Source organism: Micromonospora sp. WMMB482, assembly GCF_019038635.1.
Lineage (GTDB): Bacteria > Actinomycetota > Actinomycetes > Mycobacteriales > Micromonosporaceae > Micromonospora > Micromonospora marina.
Window position 1 is genome coordinate 6,288,147 of record NZ_JAHOPD010000020.1, and the last position, 18,042, is coordinate 6,306,188.

The window sequence follows — 18,042 nt, forward strand, 5'->3', positions numbered from 1 at the left end:
CTGACCGTCCGGTCGGCTCCGCGCTGTCATAGGTGCATGTCCACCACACCCGTGATCGACGTCGACCGTCTGAACCTGACCTACGGTGACTTCCACGCCGTCAAGGACCTGTCCTTCCAGGTGCGCCCCGGTGAGCTCTACGCGCTCCTGGGCACCAACGGGGCCGGCAAGACCTCGACCCTGGAGGTCGTCGAGGGACACCGGAGACAGACCTCCGGCACCGTACGTGTCTTCGGGCACCGCCCCGGCGATCGCCGAGCGGTCCGTCCCCGGATGGGCGTCATGCTCCAGGAGAGCGGTTTCTCCCCGGACCTCACGGTTCGTGAGTCCGTCGGCCTGATCGGTCGGCTCAGCGGACGCACCGACGACGTCGACCGGGTGCTCGACCTGGTCGACCTCACCGACCGGGCCGGCCGGCGGGTGGCACAGCTCTCCGGCGGCGAGAAGCGGCGGCTGGACTTCGCCACCGCCGCCTACGGCACCCCGGAGCTGATCGTCCTGGACGAGCCGACCACCGGCCTGGACATCTCCTCCCGCGACGCCGTCTGGACGACTGTGGACCGGCTACGCGAGAACGGCGCCACCGTCGTGCTCACCACGCACTACCTGGAGGAGGCACAGCAGCGCGCCGACCGCATCGGGCTCATGCACCAGGGCACCCTGCACCGCGAGGGCACCGTCTCCGAGCTGACCCGAAGCCTGCCGGCCGTCATCCACTTCTCGCTGTCGGCGGCGGTGCCGACGCTGCCGCTGCCGGCCGTGACCGACGGCGCCGGGAAGGTCCGGGTCGAGACCTTCACCCTGCAGAAGGACCTGCACGTCCTGCTCCGGTGGGCCCAGGACCACGCCGTCGAGCTGCAGGGCCTGGAGGCCGGGCCGACCCGCCTCGACGACGTCTTCCGCGCCCTCGACAACTGACCCGCCAGCCCGACAGGAGCACCACCGTGTTGTCCATCGCCGCCAGCGAAATGGCCCAGATCCTCCGCAACCGGCTGGTACTGGTCACCAGCCTCATCATCCCGGTCGCCGTCTCCGTCCTCTTCGTCCGCCAGCACGAGACGTTCGCCGCCATCGGCAGCCTCGGCTACATCGCGGCGATCGTCCTGTTCACCGTCGCCGCTTTCGGGCTCTACGCCACCGCCGTCACCACTCTGGCCTCCCGGCGCCAGAACCTGTTCCTCAAACGACTGCGCTCCACCGCCGTCGCCGACTCCACCATCCTGGCCGGCCTGCTGCTGCCGCCCACCACGATCGCGGTGGTGCAGGTGGCCGCGATCCTGACCGCGCTGGCCGTCGTCGCCGGCGGGCCGGCCAACGCCGCCCTGCTCGTGCTCGCGGTCCTCGCGACCCTGGCGATGATGATCGGCCTGGCCCTGGCCACCGCCGGCCTGACCAACTCTCCCGAACACGCCCAGGTCACCACCCTGCCCGTTACCCTCGGCGTGATCGCCGTGGTTACCTGGGTGGGCATCAGCGGCACCGCGGACCTCGCCTGGCTCAAACGGCTGCTGCCCGGCGGCGCCGCCACCGAACTGACCAGAAACGCCTGGAACGGCGGCGTGGCCGTGGCCGACTCCCTGCTCCTGCTCGGGCCCACCCTGGGCTGGGTCGCCGTCGCGGTCATCCTCGCCACCCGACTCTTCCGCTGGGAGCCCCGCCGATGACCACCACCCCCTCGGAGCGCCCGGACCCTCCGACCCTGGTGGAGGATCTTCTCCTGCTGCTGTTCCAGCCCGCGTCCGGGACCGTCGCGGGTGAGAACACGCTCTTCTACGTCCTCGGCGGCGCCGTCCTCGCCGACCTCGCCCTCGGTGACCACCTGACCACGGCGGCCAAGGGCCGGATCAGCGTGGTCGGTAGTCCACCGCCGGACGGTCTCCTTCGTCCGGCGTGGGACCACCTCGCGGAGAAACCGAGGGGGGTGCAGACGGCACTCGCGGCGATCGGCCCCACCCTGCGCGAGCCGGGGTTGCAGCGGCTCGTCGCGCGAGGGGACATCGACCGGCAGCCGCGCAAGGTGCTCGGCCTGTTCCGGTCCACGGCCCTGCGGGAAGGACGGACCGAACGCCGGGCGCGGCTCCTCGCCGACGTCCGGCAGGCGCTCGTCGACGGTGTGCAGCCGACGGCCCGGGTCGCCGCGCTCGCGGCCCTGCTCTCGGCGAGCGGAACCCTCCCGCAGTTCCACCGCGAGATCCCCTGGACCTCGTCGGTGATCGCGCGGGCGAAGGAACTCGAACGCGGCGACTGGGGCGCCGACGCGACGGCGCAGGCCGTGACCCGCACCGTGACGGCAACTGTCGTCAACAGCGCCATCGTCGCCATCACGGTGCTTCCGCGAAGCTAGTTACGAGAGGGAGACCAGATGACCGTGGAACTCATACACCCGGACAGACTGCTCAGCAGACCGACTACTCGCCGGTCGCCGTCACGACCGGATCTCGGCTGGTTCTGCTGGCCGGGCAGGCCGGCGTAACCCCGGACTTCAGGCCCGCCGCATCGGATCTGGCCGGTCAGACCCACGCCGCGTTGCGCAACATCATCATCGGTGTCAGAGGCGCGGGCGGGGACATCGGTGACCTTGCCCGACCGACCTTCTACGTCGTGGACTGGGCCCCGGAGAAGTGGGACGAGTTGCTCGCCGGCATCGTGCGGGCGCAACAGGACGAGGGTCTGCCCGCGCCGACTCCGCCCGTCACCGTCGTCGGCGTGCAGGCTCCCTTCACGCCCGGGCTCGTCGTGGAGATCGAAGCGACACGGTCCTCGGCTGAGTGCCGCGTCCGCGTCAGGTGATCCGGCTCGCGGCGGATAGGGGCCGGACCACCTGGGTAGCTCTACGGAATGGTGTGGAAGAACCCGGCTGACCTGCTACGTCTGCTCGTCGTTGCGCTGCTCGTCTATCCGGCCCTGGTGGTGATCCTGCGGGTGTCCGGGAAGCGGACGCTGTCCAAGCTCAACGCTTTCGACTTCGTGGTCACCGTGGCGCTGGGTTCGACGCTGGCGACGATCCTGCTGTCCCGGGACGTCTCCCTGGTCGAGGGGATCCTCGCGCTGGCGCTGCTGGTCGGCCTGCAGTACGGAGCCGCGCTGCTCGCGGTCCGGTGGCCGTCGTCGCAGCGGCTGCTCAAGGCACGCCCGACCCTGCTGCTGCGGGACGGGCGGCTCCGGTACGAGGCCATGCGCAGCGTGCGGGTGGCGGAGAGCGAGATCCGGCAGGCCGCGCGTAGCCAGGGCACCGGCGATCTGGGTGAGCTCGCGGCGGTGGTGCTGGAGACCGACGGCAGCCTCAGCGTCATCACCCGTGGCCGGCTGGGCGACGGCAGCAGTCTCGCGGACGTGCCCGACGCGATGGCGCGGCCGGACGGGTGACCGGGCGGCAGCCGGGCGCGGCGCCCGGTCGGCGGGTGCGACGGCGAAGCCGGGATCCGCCCCCGCCCGATGCCCGAGACTGGCCGGGTGAGCAGGCCACCACGTCTCCGCCGGTCCCGGTGGCTGGTGCCGGCTGCCCGGGTAGCCGGGATGTTCTACGACCTGATCTTCGTCTTCGCCTTCCTCAACGTCACCGGGCTCGTGGCCCGCGAGCTGGCGGGCGCGGCGGTGTTCGCCGCGTCCTACCTGATCGTGCGGGCCACCGCACCAGACGCTCCACCCTCGTCACCGCCGTGCTGACGGTGCCCGGCACCCAGGTCGTGCCGCTGGCCGCCCTGGCGATGCTCGTCGCGGCCTGCGGCGCGCTCGCGGTGTTCCAGCGGATGACCGGTGACCGCAGGCGGATCAAGGCGGTGTCGCGCCGAGAGGAGCACGCCACCGAGGAGGCCGTCAGCGCGTGGCGGAACCAGCATCTGTGAGGCGGTCCCGCCGCGAGCGGCGGTCCCCGGACCTGCGCGCGGGTAGGCTGCGGCAGGGTGAACGACGATCCGGGCCGGCGACGCCGCGAGGAGGACGCCCGCCTGAACGGCCTCGCCCGCCGGCTGGACAAGCCGATGGGCGTCCTCGGGCTGATCTTCCTGCTGCTCGTCCTGGCCCAGGCGATCGTCCACGAGAGGCCGCTCAGCACCGTGCTCACCGTCACGAGCTGGATCCTGTGGGCGGTCTTCGTCGCCGAGTTCACGCTTCGCGCCTGGCTCGCCCGTCACCGCGCCGGCGAGTTCTGGAAACGCAACTGGTGGCAGCTGATCTTCCTGGCGGTGCCGTTCCTGCGGTTCCTGCGCGCGGCGAGCGCATTACGGGCGGCCCGGGGCGGCGGCGTCGTCGCGGCTGCGATCCGCGGATCCCGCTCCGCCGGCCGGCTGCTCACCGACCGGCTGGCCTGGCTCGCCGTCGTGACCCTCGCCGTGATCCTCGCAGCCGGGCAACTGCTCGTGGTCACCGGCTCCTACCGCAGCCTCCCCCGGGCCCTGCACGACGCCGCACTCACCACCATCACCGGCGAGCCGCTGCGCGTGGACGACACATTCGCCCAGATCCTGGAACTGGTTTTGGCCGCGTACTCGGTGGCGGTGTTCGGCACACTGGCCGGCGCGCTCGGCGCGTTCTTCCTCAGCCGGGAACGCGCCCAGGACGAACGTCGCCAACCAGATGAGTGAGCGCCGGAGTCGGCCGGGTAGCGGACCGGGAACGCGACGCGGAGTGGCCGACGTGGCTTGTCGCTTTTCCCTGCAACGAACAGGGAGAACAACCAGGATGAGGGCGTCGTCCGTCCCGACCAGCCACGGCGGGCACCGATGCGGTCTGTCCCTGGGGTCCAAGGTGGTGCAGAACATGGCGCCGCTGAAGGGCTTCGACGGGTACGTCGTCGGTTTTCACCCGGCGAAGGAGGATCCGTCGATGCAGATGGAGGCGCACCACTACTGCCGGCAGGTGAACGACGACTTCCTGCAGTGCGTGCTGTTCGACGGCAACACCGACGAGGCCAACCTGATCGGCGTGGAGTACATCGTCTCGGAACGCCTTCACGACACGCTGCCCGAGACGGCCGAGCGGGCGCTGATGGCGATGCTCATGAACAGCTACGGCAAGACCTGGCACACCTGGCACACCGGCCGCCTCGACACCGGCCCCGGCGACACCCTGCCCCTGGGCGACCCGATGCTGATGTGGTCGTTCAACCGCGACGGCCAGTGCGACCCCGCCCTCGAACAGCATCGCAACCAAGCCACGGACGTCGACCGGGCTCGGAAGCGCGACGCCCGTTCCGGCCTGGTCGACCGGGCACACCCCCAGGACGGGGTCGCCCTGCTCGACGACGCGTTCCCCGGCAGCACACCGATTCTCGGCGTGGTCGACCGGCAGACCGGCCGGTAGCCGTCAGAACCCGAGGACGCTCGGCCCGCATCGAGGGCGCATGATCGCCGACGCCCCGCCCGGCCCCATCCTCTGCCCGCAGCCCGCCGACGGCGAAGGGGCCCGGGATCTGCCGGTACTCATCGACGGCCCGCAACGGGTCGGCGGACGGGCCGACGCGATGTGACCGGCGGCTGTCCGGCCTGTCAGTCAGGCCGGCTCCGGCCCAGCGCGTCGACCCCTCCCCAGCGTCCCGGGATGTCGAGGACCTCGATGCGGCCGAGTCCGGGGGGCACGTCGGGATCGATGACGAGGTGGTCGTCGTGGGGCTGCAGGCCGAGCATGACGCGGAGCAGGAGCAGCGGCGTGCCGGCCGACCATGCCTGGGGACTGCACGCCGTGGGGTACTCCACCGGGTAGTTGGTGAGGTCACGGTGGTAGCCGGCGAAGGCCTCGGGCAAGCGGCCCTGGAAGTGCCGGGCCGCCTCGAGCATGCCCGCGCAGATGCGCCCGGCCTCCTCGCGCATGCCGTAGCGCCAGAGGCCCCAGGCGATGATGGAGTTGTCGAACGGCCAGACGGTGCCGACGTGGTAGCCGAGGGGGTTGTAGCGGGCCTGGCCGGAGGCCAGTGTGCGCACCCCCCAGCCGGTGAACATGTCCGGGCCGAGCAGATGGTCGCCGACGGTCCTGGCCCGGTCGTCGTCCACGATGCCGCTCCACAGCAGGTGACCGATGTTGGACGACAGGGCGTCCACCTGGTTGCCGTCGGCATCCAGCGCGAGGGCGTAATAGCCGCCGTCGGCGACCCAGAAGTCGCGGTTGAACCGTTGTTTCAGGTCGGCGGCCTCGCGCTCGAGCCGCTCGGCGTAGGCGTGGTCGTGCCACACCGTGCGGGCCAGCCGGGCAGTTCGGACCTTGGCGTCGTAGGCGTAGCCCTGTAGCTCGCAGGTGGCGCGGGGAAAGCCGGGAAGCCGGCCGTCACGATAGGCGATCGCGTCCGGTGAGTCCTTCCAGCACTGGTTGGGCAGCCCGGTCTCCGGGTTGCGGGTCTGGTAGTAGATGTAGCCGGTACCGCGGCTGTTGCCGTAGGTGTCGATCCAGTCGATGGCGGCCCGGGCCTCGGGTTCGAGGCGCCGGACGAGGTTCTGGTCGCCGGTCCAGCGCTCGTACTCGTCGAGCAGGATCAGGAACAGCGGGGTCGAGTCGGCCGAGCCGTAGTAGGGCGAGTGGGGCTGCTCCTCGAAACCGGCCAGTTCGCCGTAGCGCAACTCGTGCAGGATCTTCCCGGGTTCCTCGTCGCGGAAGTCGTCGAGCCGGCTGCCCTGTATGCCGGCCAGGACCGCGATGGTCGGCGGCAGGATACGCGGCAGGAACGGCAGCGCCTGCAGGCCGGTAAAGATGCTGTCCCGGCCGAACAACGTCATGAACCACGGCAGTCCGGCGGCGATGAGCTGGCTGCCGAAGGTGATCGACTCGTAGCGCAGGGCCCCGAGGTCACGCACACTGCACTGGTACGCCGTGGCCAGCGGCTCGTAGTCGCAGATCAACCGCGGGACGGCCGCGACGAAGCTGCGGCGCTCGGCGCGGATCTGGTCGACCGTCCGGTTGAGGCCGATCGGCAGCGACTCCCGGAAGTCCCGCCCGTCGGCCCCGACGACCAGAGCCTGCGCCACCAGCTTCGTCCGCCACTCGGCGTGTTGCTCCACCCGGATGTGGAACGTCATACCCTGCTCGTCCACGGCACCCGGGACACTGCTGGTCACGCGGACCTCGCGGTGGAACCGTTCACGCCGGTAGCTCAGCAGCAAGTCGGCGCCCTCGACCCGGACGGTCGCGCCGCCCGGCTTGCGCTGCGCGTTCTTGATCTCGAACAGGTCGGCGAAGTCGGTGCCTATGTCGATCCGCAGCGTCAGTTCGACGGTCGAGGTGGTGTGGTTGAGCACGGTCAGCGTCTCCTCGAAGCTGCCGTTGATGGCCCGGTAGCGCAGGACGGAGATCTTCGCGTCGATGTAGTGGCTGGGCGCACCCGGCACGAGGAAGTACGTGGTGTCGTACGACGTCTCCTCGTCCACCGACAGCGCGTTCAGTCGCTCCCCGTCCAGCGTCAGCACCCAGGTGGACAGGAATCGCGTGTCGAAGGAGAAGAGCCCGGTCGGGTAGTCCAGCGACGGCTCGATGTCACCGCGCCGGTCGGACACCAGGAACGTGTTGCCGTCCAGGATGCTGATCAATTCCTTCACGCCGGCGTCTCCGGTTCCACCGCATCCACGGTCCGAGGGTCACGCGCGTGCGGCGACGGCGGGAAGAACCGCCGGAACGCCAGGAACAGGGTCACGTCGCCGCTCAACGTGGCGTCGTTGCGCAGCAACGCGGCCACCGGCTGGGACTCACCCGTCACCAGCTTCTCGAACAGCTCGGCGTCACTGCGCCAGACCGTGTCCGCGTCGGCGTAGCCGGGGGCGGCGAGCGGCTTGCCCGCCTTCATCGTCACCACCCAGTGTTCGGTGTGCTCCCCGGTGTAGAGATCGACCCGGAGCACCCCGTCGACCGGGCTGCGCAAACCCTGCGGCGTCCTCGCCTGCAGCGTGCTGAAGAACTGCTCGACGAGCGCGTCCATGCCGCCACCCTAAGGGGTTTCGCACCCTATTGCCGGGAATGTCAGGATCAGGCGTCCGACAACCTCGCGCGGGCAACGGGTACGGCAGCGGTGTGCGTTCAGTACACCCAGACCCGGGTCTTCTTCGGCAGCACGTCCTGCGCCCACAGCCAGTCCATCGCCGGCAGCGTCACCCGCACACACCCGTGCGACGCCGGATACGGCGGGACACTGGTGTAGCCGTGGATCGCGATCCCCTGCTCCTGGAAGTACTTCGGCCGGTACAGCCGGCCGAGCGGGCCGTCGCGCCAGCCGTCGACCTGCCAGTCGATGGTCCACCTGCCGCGCGGGGTGTCCGCCAGGTAGGTCTCCCCCTGGTGGGTGTAACGCTCGAACGTGCCGGTCGAGGTGTTGAAGATCCGACTCACCTCGCCGTCGTCGACGATCATCAGCAGTTGCCGGTCCAGGTCCACCTCGGCGAGGTGGCCGCCGGTGCTGCGGGCGTCCGGGCGCCTCCCGTCGTCGAGCGCGGCCCGGGTCTTCGCGCCGACGATCCCGTCGGGGCGCAGGCCGGCCGCCTTCTGGAGCGCGTACACCGCCTGCTCGGTGAGCAGGCCGAAGGTGCCGTCGGTTTCGCCGACCCAATATCCGAGCCGGTCCAGCCGCTTCTGCAGCGCCTGAACCCGGTCGCCGGTGTCGCCGCGTCGCAGGGCGTCCCGTACGTCGGCGTCGGCGGTGCTCGGCGGCGACGGGGTCGCCGAGGGCGCCGCCGTGGTCGGCGCGGGCGTGGACGCCTCGCCGGTCGTCGGAGCCGCCGGCGTTCCCGGCGGCGAGGCCGAGGGCACCGTGTGACTCGGGCCGGGTGAGGTCGGCTCCGGTTCCCGGCCGTCGGCGCAGCCGGCCGCGAGCACCAGCAGGGCGGCGCAGGTGACGGATGCCGTGATGTGTCGGCTCTTCATGATCAGCGTGCCGGAGTCCCGGCCCACCCCCTTCGTGCGTCCGTTCGAGGTCTCCCTTCAGGTAAACAGACCCGTCGGCAGGCATGCAAAAGGCACGCGCAGGGGACTACTGCGGGATGAGCAGCGCTCCGCGTACCCTCCGGTCCCGCCTGGCGGCGGTGTGGTCGGGATTCTGGCTGGTGCCGGCGGCGTTCGCCGCCGGGGCCGTGCTGCTGGCCCTCGGCCTGTCGGTGGCCGAGCTGCGACTGGGCCTGCCGACCGGCGGGATCCTGCCCAGCAGCGTGGCCGGCGCACGGTCGCTGCTGTCGTCGATCATCACCGCGATGATCTCGTTCACCGCGCTGGTCTTCTCCATCACCGTGGTGGCCGTACAACTCGCCAGCAGCCAGTACTCGCCCCGGGTGCTGCGGACCTTCCTGCAGGACCGGATCACCCAGGTCGCGCTGGGCACCTTCCTGGCGACCGCGCTGTTCGCCATGGTGGTGCTGGCGGCGCTGCCGGCCGACGTCGACGCCGACGCCCGGCTGCCCGATCTGTCGCTCGCCGTGACGATGACGCTCGTGTTCGCCAGCAGCGGGCTGTTCGTCTACTACCTGCACCACGTCACCACGGTCATGCGGGTCTCGCACATCATCGCGGCGGTCGGCGCCCAGTCCCGCCGCGTGATCGAGGAGCAGTATCCGGTCGGCCCGGCCGCCGCGCCCGTCACGCCGCTGCCACCGCCGGTGCAGGTGATCACCGCGGTGCAGCCCGGCATGGTCGAGCACGTCGACCTCGACCGGCTCGCCGCGCTGGCCCGCGAACACGACTGCGCCCTGTCGGTCCTGCCCGCGCCGGGCGACTTCGTGGTGGCCGGGCAGCCGCTGATCGCGGTCCATCCGCTGTCCGGCGGTCCCTTCCCTGCGGCCGTGCCGGAGGCGCGGGCGTGCGTCGCGGTGAGCCTCGGCGTCGAACGGACCCTGGGCCAGGACGTCGGGTTCGGGTTCCGCCAGCTGACCGACATCGCCGAGCGGGCCCTGTCACCCGGGATCAACGACACCACCACCGCGGTCCGCAGCGTCCAGGAGATGCACGACCTGCTGCGCCGCCTGGCCGGCCGGCCCGGTCACCGCATGCTCGTCGACGATCCCGACGGCACACCACGCGTACGGGCGCGGACGCAGGACTTCGACGGCTTCCTCGCGGTCGCGGTCGACGACGTCCGGCGGGCGGGACGTGACCAGCCGCGGATCACCCGCCTCCTGGACGACGTACTGGCCGACCTGCGTTCCGTGGCGTTGCCGGAACATCTGCCCGACATCACCCGCAGGACCGTGCACCGGGAAGCATGAGTCGCCGAAACCGGGGAAGGCGGCGGGCACGAGTCCGCGCCGCACGGCGTACTCACCCGGAGGGAGTGCCATGACCGCGTCCAGCGAGCCCGCCCGAGGAACAGGCGCGTCGACCCGCGCCGGCCGAACCGGTACGGCGGCCAAGACCAGCACAGCCGCCGCTCTCGCGCTCGTGTTCGGCGTGGCCGCCCTGTTCAGCGTGCTCACCGCCATCCTCGCCTGGATCGGCGTGGTGCTCGCCATCGTCGGCATCGTCCTGGGCATCGCAGGGCTCAAGATGGCCGCCCGACCGGGGGTGACCGGCCGGGGCGTGGCAATCGGTGGCCTCGTGCTCAGTGTGATCGCCCTGCTGCTCGGACTGGCGCTCGGTGCGGGCATCACCACGTTCCTCAACAACGAAAGCGCGGTGGACCGACTCCAGCAGCAGGTCGACGACCTGCGCGACCGACTCGACAGCTGACGGTCATTTCCACACGGTCACGTCCCCGGCGACGAGCGCCCGGCCGCCCTCGAAATCCCGATAGGGGCCGGAGGGCCCGAGCTCATAGCGGCCGGACAGGTCACGGTACGAGAAGTCGACGACCGTGCCGACCACGGTCACCAACTGCGGCGGTTCCGGGATGTCCGGACCGGCGGACAGCACCAGCAGCGTCCCGTCGGTGAAGTCGACGTCGCGCACCACGAAGGCGGTGCCGGTGATGACGCGGTCGACAGTGGCGGTCACGGTCAGACGCGAGCCCGCCTCGGCGCGCGCGACAGTGCCCAGCCGGACGGTGGAGGTCGGCTCCGGGGACGGCTGGGGGTCACGCGGCTGACGGGCGCAGCCGGCGACGAGCATCGTCGCTGCCGAGAGTGCTGCCAGCGCCCGGCGCGTGTCCACCCGCGGGCGTTCCCTCCCTCGCCGCGGCCGGCTGCGGCTCACTTCCCGGCCCACGGGAACGTGGGTTGCAGAACGGCCTCCTCCAGTGCCAGGGTCCGCCACCGGCTCACCTCCTGATACTCCGGGTCGGCGACCATCCGGCTGAACGCCGTCCGGCTCGGATAGCGCACCAGCAGCACCGCGTCCCACTGCTGCCCCTCCTCCGCCACCAGGGCCGGTCCACCTTCACCGGCGTAGAGCACCTTGCCGCCGTAGCGAGGCAGGAACGTCTCCCGTAGGGCGGCGCCGTACCGCGCGTAGGACTCCCGTCCCCCTTCGGCAAAACGCAGCAGGTTGAGCATGACCACCGGACCGTCGGGGTCGGTGGCGAGAAACGCCTTCAGGTCCTCACCGATGGGATCGACTGCCATGACCTGTTTCTCCTGTCGTCCTCGCCTGCCGGCGTCACGCCACGTACACCCTGACGTTGACATCGTGCACCCCGGAGACGGCCCACGCGAGTGCGCGTGCACGGGCCAGCGCCTCGGCCGAGCCGACCCGGCCCTCCAGGATGACGACCCGGTTCTGCGCCTCGACACAGATGCGCTCGTGGCGCAGCAGCGGGTCACGACTCATCTGCTCGACGACGTGGCACGCCAACCGAATGTCGTCAGTGACCGGGCCCTCGTGAAACAGCGGCGGCAGCCCTTCCGGAAAGAACCACGGGTGGGTCATGGCGGGTCTCCTCACATCGCGATCGGGTTCTTCAGGCCGTACCCCGATGGTTCGACCGGAAATACGACAAACCCGTGACGATCTGCACCCGCCTGTGCGACAGTTCGCCGCCTCGATCGATCGCCGCTCCGTTCCGCGCCGGCCGCGGTTTCTCCTGCTGGCCCCGGGCAGGGGACGACATGCTGCCGCGCCGGTCCGTCGGCGGGATCCCCTCGCCGGAGGTACCAGGCGCCGGCAGACAGCCCGCGCGACACTAACGCTTTTGACTATGGTTTGCACTGGCGATCCACCCGGCGCCCCGACCCTCGTCGCCTCTGGCACGGGCCGGCCGACGTGCGTCCGCAGGTGGGCGCCGCGCCGGCCGGGTCCGCCTCACCTGAGGTACCCCCTACCTCGCGGACGGCTTCACGATAATGAGTTCCGCTTCGATTGTCATCGGGAGCGGCCCCCCGGATACCCGCACCCCTGGCGACCTGAATCGGATCGCCTGTCACCGCTGGCGAGACAGCGTCCGGCCGCCGTCGCTGCCGCCCGGAGCGGCCCGCGCCGAGCGGGGTCCAGTGAGGACTGTTGACGAGCCGTACGACTACGTGGTGTGCTCCTTCCGTAACCCTAATGGTAGCGATGGTCGTTTCAGGTTCCTAGGAGGATCATGTCTCTCACCGTCCCACCTGCCCTGCTCGAAGCCGCCGAGGCGGGCCCCGTGGACGACGACGCCTTCGTCGCCTGTGTCCGCGACTCCCTCCCGTACGCCTGGGCCACCGTCACCCGGGTGGTCGCGGATCTACAGTCCTCCACCGGTGACTTCGCCGACAACGTCGTGCCGCCGCCGACCGAGGCGGAGCGGGGCCAGCTCTTGCGGGCGTTGGCCAGCGATGCGATCCGCTCAGGTCTGGAGCGCCATTTCGGGGTGAAGCTGGCATTTCAGAACTGTCACCGGGTGGCCGCGTTCCGGTTGAGCGCCGTCGACACCGACGTCTACCGCAGGTTCGTCTCGACCCGAGGGCAGCTTCTCAACCAGTCACCAGAGCTGCGTGACTGCTGACCACCACGCTGTCGGATCGCCCGGCGGGCAGGTCCAGGCACATCTGTTCCTGCTCGCCGGGCACCGGGCCGGCGGCAGCCACGCCGAGGCCCTGGCGGACGCGCACCGATTCGGACTGGCGGCGGAGGACGCCGGCTACGCCGGCGTCTGGATCGCCGAGCACCACTTCATCTCCTACGGGGTGTGCCCCTCGGCGACGGCCTTCGCCGCGCACCTGCTCGGGGCGACCCGCCGGATCGTCGTCGGCACCGCCGCGTGCGTGCTGTCGGTACGGCATCCAGTGGGCCTGGCCGAGGAGGCGGTACTACTCGACGAGTTGTCCGGCGGGCGCTTCCGTCTCGGCATCGCGCGTGGCGGCCCGTGGGTTGACGTCGAGGTCTTCGGCACCGGCGAGGATCGCTACTCGCACGGTATGGCCGATGCGGTGGAGATCCTGCTCAGGTGGCTGTCCGGGGCGGCAACGGTCGCCGGCAACCCACGTTTTCCGTTCCGGCCGGTGCAGGTGGTGCCCCGGCCGCGACGGCCGGTTCCGACCTGGGTGGCGGCGACGTCCCCGGCGACCGTCGACCTCGCCGCCCGTCACGGTCTGCCGTTACTCCTGGGCCTGCACGCCGATCTCGACGAGAAGCGGTCGCTGCTCGCTCGCTACGGACGGATCGCGGCTGAGCACGGTCACGACAGTTCGCAGGTGCCGCACGGCAGTGTCCACCTGGCCCATGTCGACGACACCGACGTGGCGGCGGCCCGCGCCGTACGCGATGAGCTTCCCGGGTTGTTGGCCGGCACCCGGGAGTACGTCCGTCTCGACGGCGGCCGAGCCGGTCCGCCCGACATCGACGCGTATGTTCGTCGCCTGGTTGCCGTGCACCCGGTCGGCTCACCGGACCGATGCCGGGCGGCAGTGGCGGCCGCCGCCGCGCTTCCGGGCGTACGCCACCTGCTGTTCCTCGTCGAGGCGACCGGCGATCGGACAACCACGCTGCGCACCATCGACCGGTTCAGCAGTGAAGTGCTGCACAGCCGGTAGAAGCGGGCCGATCTCGGCGGTGAGCGGCTCCACCACGGTACGGTTCAGGCGGCGCAGGTGCTGCAGGTGCCGAAGATCTCCATGGTGTGGCCGACGTCGGTGAAGCCGTGCTGGCTGGCGACCTGGTCCGCCCACCGCTCCACGGCCGGCCCGGCGACCTCGACCGTCCGACCGCACTCGCGGCACACCAGATGGTGATGGTGGCGGCTCTGGCTGCACCGCCGGTACAGCTGCTCTCCGCCCGGCAGCTTCGTGGAGTCGAGTTCACCGGCGTCGACCAGCAGTTGCAGCGTCCGGTAGACGGTGGTCAAGCCCACCCGCGCCTGGCGATCCAGCAGCATCTGGTGCAGCTGTTGCGCGCTGTGGAAGCCCTCGACTTCGCGCAGCAGCGCCAGCACCTCGGCGCGTTGGCGGGTGTTACGGGTCATGCCGGTCGTTGCCTCGCTCACCGTTTGCCGTCTCCGTTCCGATCCGTGGCCGGCCCGCTGCGGCTGTTCGACGGCGCGCTCTCACGCCTCGCTGCGGGCATTTCGACATCCGCACCCATTATGCATTACGCATATGTGCAATAGTCTTGCTGACCGTCTCGGTGCTGCACTGATGCCCGCCGAGACCGAAACGCGGTCTGGGCTGGCATCGCGCCCACCTGCCACGCCTTGACCCAAGCCTCGGTGTGACGCCGAGCCGCAGGTTGGTCACGGCCTGGTCACAACGTCTCGTGCACTTGGTGACAATGGCTTTCGATGAGCGGAGGATCCCCTTCAGTCGCGCCCGTCACCGGGCGCTCGCTCTGGGAGGAATCCGCCCGTGAGACATCCATCCCCGTGGGGCAGGCGGGGCTTCGCCGCCCTGCTCGCCTCCACCGTCGCCACCAGCGCGGTCGCGCTGACCGGCGCGCACCCGGCAGCGGCCGAGCCGGCAGCACCCGCGCCGGAGGCACCGAAGGAAGCGCCGGCCGAGGCCCTGGGCAGCCACGACGCCGGGCTGCTCGCCGACGCCCGGGCACAGCGCAAGCCGGCGGTGACAGTCATCGTCGCCACCGACAAGGGCAAGGCCGGCCAGGTCACCGCTGAGATCCGCAAGCTCGGCGGCACGGTCACCCACCGGGTCGACCAGGTCGGTTACGTGCTGGCTCAGGTTCCGACGGACAAGGTCGTCAAGGCCGCCAAGCTACCCGGCGTCTCGGCGCTGGACCTGAACGAGTCGATCACGCTGCCGGATCCCCGCGCCGAGTCCCTGCCCGGCCGGCGGGCTGCCGCGCAGGCCGCTCCGTCAGGCCCGGGAGCGTCGACACCGGCGGACAACCCCTACATGCCGACCGGGGAGACCGGCGCGGTGGCGTTCAAGAAGGCCCACCCGACGTGGGACGGCCGCGGCATCACCATCGGCATCATGGACTCCGGCGTCGACCTGGACAATCCCGCTCTGCAGACCACCTCGACGGGTGAGCGGAAGATCGTCGACTGGGTGACCGCCACCGACCCGTTGCTGGAGGGCGACCTGACCTGGCGGGCCATGCGCACGCAGGTCACCGGCCCGTCGTTCACCGCGGCCGGGCGCCAGTGGACCGCGCCGGCGGGCACCTGGCTGTTCAACGTCTTCAACGAGAAGATCACCGAGGGCAGCGAACCGGGTGGCGACGTCAACCGTGACGGTGACACCTCCGACAGCTTCGGGATCCTCTACGATCCGGCCAGCCACGACATCCGGGTGGACTCCGACCAGGACGGTGACTTCACCGACAACCCGGTGATGCGCCCCTACAAGGAGCGCTTCGACGTCGGGCACTTCGGCACCGACGATCCCGCCACCGCCGTGCGCGAGCAGATGCCGTTCGTGGTCGAGTACCGCGAGGACGTCGACCTCGGACCGGCGGGCCTGCCCGGTCAGACCGCGGACTTCGTCAACATCGGCATCGTCGAGGACGCGCACGGCTCGCACGTCGCGGGCATCACCGCGGCCAACGACATGCTCGGCAACACCCGCTTCGACGGCGCCGCACCGGGCGCGAAGCTGGTCTCCTCCCGGGCCTGTACCTGGGGCGGGGGCTGCACCGCGGCGGCGCTGACCACCGGCATGGTGGACCTCGTGGTCAACCGCAAGGTGGACGTGGTGAACATGTCCATCGGTGGCCTGCCGGCGCTCAACGACGCCAACAACGCCCGCGCCGAGCTGTACGACCGGCTGATCAACGACTACGGCGTGCAGATGTTCATCTCCGCCGGCAACTCCGGCCCGGGCGTCAACACCGTGGGTGACCCGTCCGTCGCCGACAACGTGGTCAGCGTCGCCTCCAGCATCAGCCGGGAGACCTGGCTGGCGAACTACGGCTCGGTCACCCGCCGGCCGTACCAGCTGCACCCGTTCTCCTCGCGCGGGCCGCGTGAGGACGGCGGCTTCAAGCCGACCATCAGCGCGCCCGGCTCGGCGATCTCCACCATCCCGCTGTGGCAGGCCGGCTCGCCGACTGCCGAGGCCGGCTACTCGCTGCCGCCGGGCTACGCCATGTTCAACGGCACCTCGATGGCCTCCCCGCAGGCCACCGGCGGCGCCGCGCTGCTGCTGTCCGCAGCCAGGGCGACCGACATCGGGGTCACCCCGGCGGCGTTGCGCCGGGCCCTGGTCAGCTCGGCCTCGTGGATCAAGGGCGAGCCGGCGTACGCGCAGGGCAACGGCCTGCTCGACGTACCGGGTGCCTGGAAGCTGCTGGCCAAGCCCGTCACCCCGCGCGGCTACACCGCGAGCGCACCGGTGTGCACGCCGATCTCCGACTTCCTCGCCACCCCCGGCCGGGGTACCGGCATCTACAACCGCTGCGCCCCCGGGCAGGGCGGACAGAAGGTCGGCCAGGCGCGCACCTACCAGGTCAAGGTCACCCGCACCAGCGGTCCGGCCGGCGTGATCCGCCACAAGCTGCAGTGGCGGGGCAACGACGGGACGTTCCGCGCCCCGAGGTCGGTGGACCTGCCGCTGAACAAGGCCGTCTCCATCCCGGTGACCGCCACCCCGCAGGCCGGCGCCCACGGAGCCATCCTGCGCATCGACGACCCGAAGACCAAGGTGGTCGACTTCGAGGTCCTGAACACCGTCGTCGCCGCCGAGCGGCCCACCAAGCCGGCGTACGCGTTCTCCGGCTCGGGCAGCGTGGACCGCAACTCGACCACCAGCTTCTTCGTTTCGGTCCCCGAGGGTGCGGCCGCACTGCAGGTGAACCTGTCCGGTATCGCCACCGGCTCCCAGACCCGGTTCATCGCCGTCAACCCCTGGGGCGTGCCGGTGGAGAGCACCGCCAGCACCGCCTGCTACACCAACTATTCCGACGCGGCGGTGTGCAAGCCGCAGGAGCGGGACTACGCCAACCCGATGCCCGGCATCTGGGAGATCGAGGTGGAGGCTCGGCGTACCTCGCCGTCGCTGAACAACCCGTTCCAGCTCACCGCGCGGGTGCAGGGCGTCAAGGTGGAGCCGGCCGTGGTGACGCTGCCCAGCGTGACCGCCGGTGAGTCCACTCCGGTCACCTGGACTGTCACCAACCTGTTCGGCCCGGTGGTGATCACCGGTCAGGGCGGTCCGTTGGGCAGCTCGGCCTCCTCCCGGGACAGCATCGCCGACGGTGAGCGCAAGACCTACACCGTCGAGGTGCCCGAGGGCGCCACCCGGCTCGACGTCACCATCGGCAACACCAGCGACCTGGCCGCCGACTTGGACCTGACCGTCCTGCGTGACGGCGTCGAGGTCGGCCAGTCCGCCGACGGCGACTCCGAGGAGTCGGTGTCCATCCCGAATCCCGAGCCCGGCACGTACACGGTGCAGGTCGACGGGTACGCCGTGCCGGCCGGCACCACGCAGTTCGACTACCGGGACGTGTTCTACTCCCCCGCACTGGGCCAGGTCACCGCACCCGGCACCACGGTGTCCCTGCCCAACGGCGCCAGCGCCACCATCACCGGCGCCGTGACCGTCGACGCGGCCCCGGCCGAGGGTCGGCAGTTGTTCGGCGAGCTGAACCTGGTCACCGACGAAGGCGCGGTCGTCGGCCGCGGCGCGGTGTCCGTCGGCACCGTGAACTGACCGGCACGGGCGATGCCCGCCCTCGGCGCCGCCGGGGGCGGGCATCGCCGCACCATGGGCGCAATGTGATCGGCCGATCACTGTAAGATACGGCCGTCGAAGCTGGAAGGTGATCCGTCTGAGCACGACCGATCCCGCC

General features: G+C 70.8%; 22 protein-coding genes. 15 read left to right on the forward strand and 7 right to left on the reverse strand.

Going from position 1 to position 18,042, the window contains the following annotated elements; all coding sequences use genetic code 11:
• Positions 1 to 36: 36 nt before the first annotated feature.
• The 10 genes from KSK32_RS30420 (at position 37) to KSK32_RS34295 (ending at position 5,467) form a co-directional block, all read left to right on the forward strand.
• Positions 37 to 918 carry an ABC transporter ATP-binding protein gene (locus KSK32_RS30420; RefSeq protein ID WP_216935017.1) on the forward strand — a complete coding sequence of 294 codons (882 nt, stop codon included), beginning with the start codon at positions 37 to 39 and terminating at the stop codon, positions 916 to 918.
• Between the two features lie 26 nt (positions 919 to 944).
• On the forward strand, positions 945 to 1,664 hold the full coding sequence (locus tag KSK32_RS30425) for a hypothetical protein (RefSeq protein ID WP_216935019.1): 720 nt from the start codon (positions 945 to 947) through the stop codon (positions 1,662 to 1,664).
• Positions 1,661 to 2,344, forward strand: coding sequence for a GPP34 family phosphoprotein (locus KSK32_RS30430; protein WP_216935021.1), 684 nt, complete (start codon positions 1,661 to 1,663; stop codon positions 2,342 to 2,344). Before KSK32_RS30425 ends, KSK32_RS30430 begins: the two co-directional genes overlap by 4 nt.
• Positions 2,245 to 2,790, forward strand: coding sequence for a RidA family protein (locus tag KSK32_RS34290; protein WP_256451630.1), 546 nt, complete (start codon positions 2,245 to 2,247; stop codon positions 2,788 to 2,790). The genes KSK32_RS30430 and KSK32_RS34290 overlap by 100 nt, the downstream gene beginning before the upstream one ends.
• A 48-nt stretch (positions 2,791 to 2,838) precedes the next feature.
• Positions 2,839 to 3,366 carry a DUF421 domain-containing protein gene (locus tag KSK32_RS30440; protein ID WP_216935023.1) on the forward strand — a complete coding sequence of 176 codons (528 nt, stop codon included), beginning with the start codon at positions 2,839 to 2,841 and terminating at the stop codon, positions 3,364 to 3,366.
• A gap of 87 nt (positions 3,367 to 3,453) precedes the next feature.
• Entirely contained in the window at positions 3,454 to 3,666 is a 213-nt protein-coding gene (locus KSK32_RS30445) for a hypothetical protein (RefSeq protein WP_216935025.1), read from the forward strand.
• A complete protein-coding gene (locus tag KSK32_RS30450; protein ID WP_216935027.1) occupies positions 3,660 to 3,845 on the forward strand; it encodes a hypothetical protein in 186 nt (61 codons plus the stop codon). Before KSK32_RS30445 ends, KSK32_RS30450 begins: the two co-directional genes overlap by 7 nt.
• A gap of 57 nt (positions 3,846 to 3,902) precedes the next feature.
• Positions 3,903 to 4,583 (forward strand): hypothetical protein, encoded by a 681-nt coding sequence (locus tag KSK32_RS30455; RefSeq protein WP_216935029.1) that lies wholly within the window; start codon positions 3,903 to 3,905, stop codon positions 4,581 to 4,583.
• Between the two features lie 97 nt (positions 4,584 to 4,680).
• A complete protein-coding gene (locus KSK32_RS30460; protein WP_216935031.1) occupies positions 4,681 to 5,301 on the forward strand; it encodes a DUF1264 domain-containing protein in 621 nt (206 codons plus the stop codon).
• Positions 5,302 to 5,341: 40 nt separating this feature from the next.
• On the forward strand, positions 5,342 to 5,467 hold the full coding sequence (locus tag KSK32_RS34295; protein ID WP_256451509.1) for a hypothetical protein: 126 nt from the start codon (positions 5,342 to 5,344) through the stop codon (positions 5,465 to 5,467).
• 19 nt (positions 5,468 to 5,486) lie between these two features.
• Here KSK32_RS34295 and KSK32_RS30465 read toward each other — a convergent pair whose 3' ends face one another.
• The 3 genes from KSK32_RS30465 to KSK32_RS30475 form a co-directional block, all read right to left on the reverse strand.
• Positions 5,487 to 7,520, reverse strand: a complete 2,034-nt coding sequence (locus tag KSK32_RS30465) for a glycogen debranching N-terminal domain-containing protein (protein WP_216935033.1) — start codon at positions 7,518 to 7,520, stop codon at positions 5,487 to 5,489.
• Entirely contained in the window at positions 7,517 to 7,897 is a 381-nt protein-coding gene (locus tag KSK32_RS30470; protein ID WP_216935035.1) for an SCP2 sterol-binding domain-containing protein, read from the reverse strand. The genes KSK32_RS30465 and KSK32_RS30470 overlap by 4 nt, the downstream gene beginning before the upstream one ends.
• Before the next feature lie 98 nt (positions 7,898 to 7,995).
• Entirely contained in the window at positions 7,996 to 8,835 is an 840-nt protein-coding gene (locus tag KSK32_RS30475) for a L,D-transpeptidase family protein (RefSeq protein WP_216935037.1), read from the reverse strand.
• 116 nt (positions 8,836 to 8,951) lie between these two features.
• On the opposite strand from KSK32_RS30475, the gene KSK32_RS30480 reads away from it, so the two are divergent.
• Positions 8,952 to 10,166, forward strand: a complete 1,215-nt coding sequence (locus KSK32_RS30480) for a DUF2254 domain-containing protein (protein ID WP_216935039.1) — start codon at positions 8,952 to 8,954, stop codon at positions 10,164 to 10,166.
• Positions 10,167 to 10,236: 70 nt separating this feature from the next.
• Positions 10,237 to 10,626 (forward strand): DUF4190 domain-containing protein, encoded by a 390-nt coding sequence (locus KSK32_RS30485; protein ID WP_216935041.1) that lies wholly within the window; start codon positions 10,237 to 10,239, stop codon positions 10,624 to 10,626.
• Positions 10,627 to 10,629: 3 nt separating this feature from the next.
• Here KSK32_RS30485 and KSK32_RS30490 read toward each other — a convergent pair whose 3' ends face one another.
• From KSK32_RS30490 to KSK32_RS30500, 3 genes are read right to left on the reverse strand one after another with little or no spacing between them, the layout of a single operon-like run.
• Positions 10,630 to 11,046, reverse strand: coding sequence for a hypothetical protein (locus KSK32_RS30490; protein WP_216935043.1), 417 nt, complete (start codon positions 11,044 to 11,046; stop codon positions 10,630 to 10,632).
• A 38-nt stretch (positions 11,047 to 11,084) separates the two neighbouring features.
• Positions 11,085 to 11,456 (reverse strand): DUF1330 domain-containing protein, encoded by a 372-nt coding sequence (locus KSK32_RS30495; protein WP_216935045.1) that lies wholly within the window; start codon positions 11,454 to 11,456, stop codon positions 11,085 to 11,087.
• 34 nt (positions 11,457 to 11,490) lie between these two features.
• Positions 11,491 to 11,760, reverse strand: a complete 270-nt coding sequence (locus KSK32_RS30500) for a BON domain-containing protein (protein ID WP_216935047.1) — start codon at positions 11,758 to 11,760, stop codon at positions 11,491 to 11,493.
• Positions 11,761 to 12,412: 652 nt separating this feature from the next.
• On the opposite strand from KSK32_RS30500, the gene KSK32_RS30505 reads away from it, so the two are divergent.
• Both KSK32_RS30505 and KSK32_RS30510 read left to right on the forward strand, forming a co-directional pair.
• The gene (locus KSK32_RS30505) at positions 12,413 to 12,805 is read left to right on the forward strand and encodes an SCO5389 family protein (RefSeq protein WP_216935048.1); all 393 of its coding nucleotides are present in this window, start codon (positions 12,413 to 12,415) and stop codon (positions 12,803 to 12,805) included.
• Positions 12,795 to 13,832, forward strand: coding sequence for an LLM class flavin-dependent oxidoreductase (locus KSK32_RS30510; protein ID WP_216935050.1), 1,038 nt, complete (start codon positions 12,795 to 12,797; stop codon positions 13,830 to 13,832). Before KSK32_RS30505 ends, KSK32_RS30510 begins: the two co-directional genes overlap by 11 nt.
• 44 nt (positions 13,833 to 13,876) lie before the next feature.
• On the opposite strand, the gene KSK32_RS30515 is transcribed toward KSK32_RS30510, so the two are convergent.
• Positions 13,877 to 14,260 (reverse strand): Fur family transcriptional regulator, encoded by a 384-nt coding sequence (locus tag KSK32_RS30515; protein WP_216936438.1) that lies wholly within the window; start codon positions 14,258 to 14,260, stop codon positions 13,877 to 13,879.
• Between the two features lie 379 nt (positions 14,261 to 14,639).
• On the opposite strand from KSK32_RS30515, the gene KSK32_RS30520 reads away from it, so the two are divergent.
• Positions 14,640 to 17,903 (forward strand): S8 family serine peptidase, encoded by a 3,264-nt coding sequence (locus KSK32_RS30520; protein ID WP_216935052.1) that lies wholly within the window; start codon positions 14,640 to 14,642, stop codon positions 17,901 to 17,903.
• Positions 17,904 to 18,042 lie beyond the last annotated feature (139 nt).

Coding starts and splice junctions, on each gene's coding strand:
- KSK32_RS30420 (WP_216935017.1), top strand. CDS start 37: ATGTCCACCACACCCGTGATCGACGTCGACCGTCTGAACCTGACCTAC.
- KSK32_RS30485 (WP_216935041.1), top strand. CDS start 10,237: ATGACCGCGTCCAGCGAGCCCGCCCGAGGAACAGGCGCGTCGACCCGC.
- KSK32_RS30480 (WP_216935039.1), top strand. CDS start 8,952: ATGAGCAGCGCTCCGCGTACCCTCCGGTCCCGCCTGGCGGCGGTGTGG.
- KSK32_RS30515 (WP_216936438.1), bottom strand. CDS start 14,260: ATGACCCGTAACACCCGCCAACGCGCCGAGGTGCTGGCGCTGCTGCGC.
- KSK32_RS30440 (WP_216935023.1), top strand. CDS start 2,839: ATGGTGTGGAAGAACCCGGCTGACCTGCTACGTCTGCTCGTCGTTGCG.
- KSK32_RS30495 (WP_216935045.1), bottom strand. CDS start 11,456: ATGGCAGTCGATCCCATCGGTGAGGACCTGAAGGCGTTTCTCGCCACC.
- KSK32_RS30500 (WP_216935047.1), bottom strand. CDS start 11,760: ATGACCCACCCGTGGTTCTTTCCGGAAGGGCTGCCGCCGCTGTTTCAC.
- KSK32_RS30470 (WP_216935035.1), bottom strand. CDS start 7,897: ATGGACGCGCTCGTCGAGCAGTTCTTCAGCACGCTGCAGGCGAGGACG.
- KSK32_RS30430 (WP_216935021.1), top strand. CDS start 1,661: ATGACCACCACCCCCTCGGAGCGCCCGGACCCTCCGACCCTGGTGGAG.
- KSK32_RS30505 (WP_216935048.1), top strand. CDS start 12,413: ATGTCTCTCACCGTCCCACCTGCCCTGCTCGAAGCCGCCGAGGCGGGC.
- KSK32_RS30475 (WP_216935037.1), bottom strand. CDS start 8,835: ATGAAGAGCCGACACATCACGGCATCCGTCACCTGCGCCGCCCTGCTG.
- KSK32_RS30460 (WP_216935031.1), top strand. CDS start 4,681: ATGAGGGCGTCGTCCGTCCCGACCAGCCACGGCGGGCACCGATGCGGT.
- KSK32_RS34295 (WP_256451509.1), top strand. CDS start 5,342: ATGATCGCCGACGCCCCGCCCGGCCCCATCCTCTGCCCGCAGCCCGCC.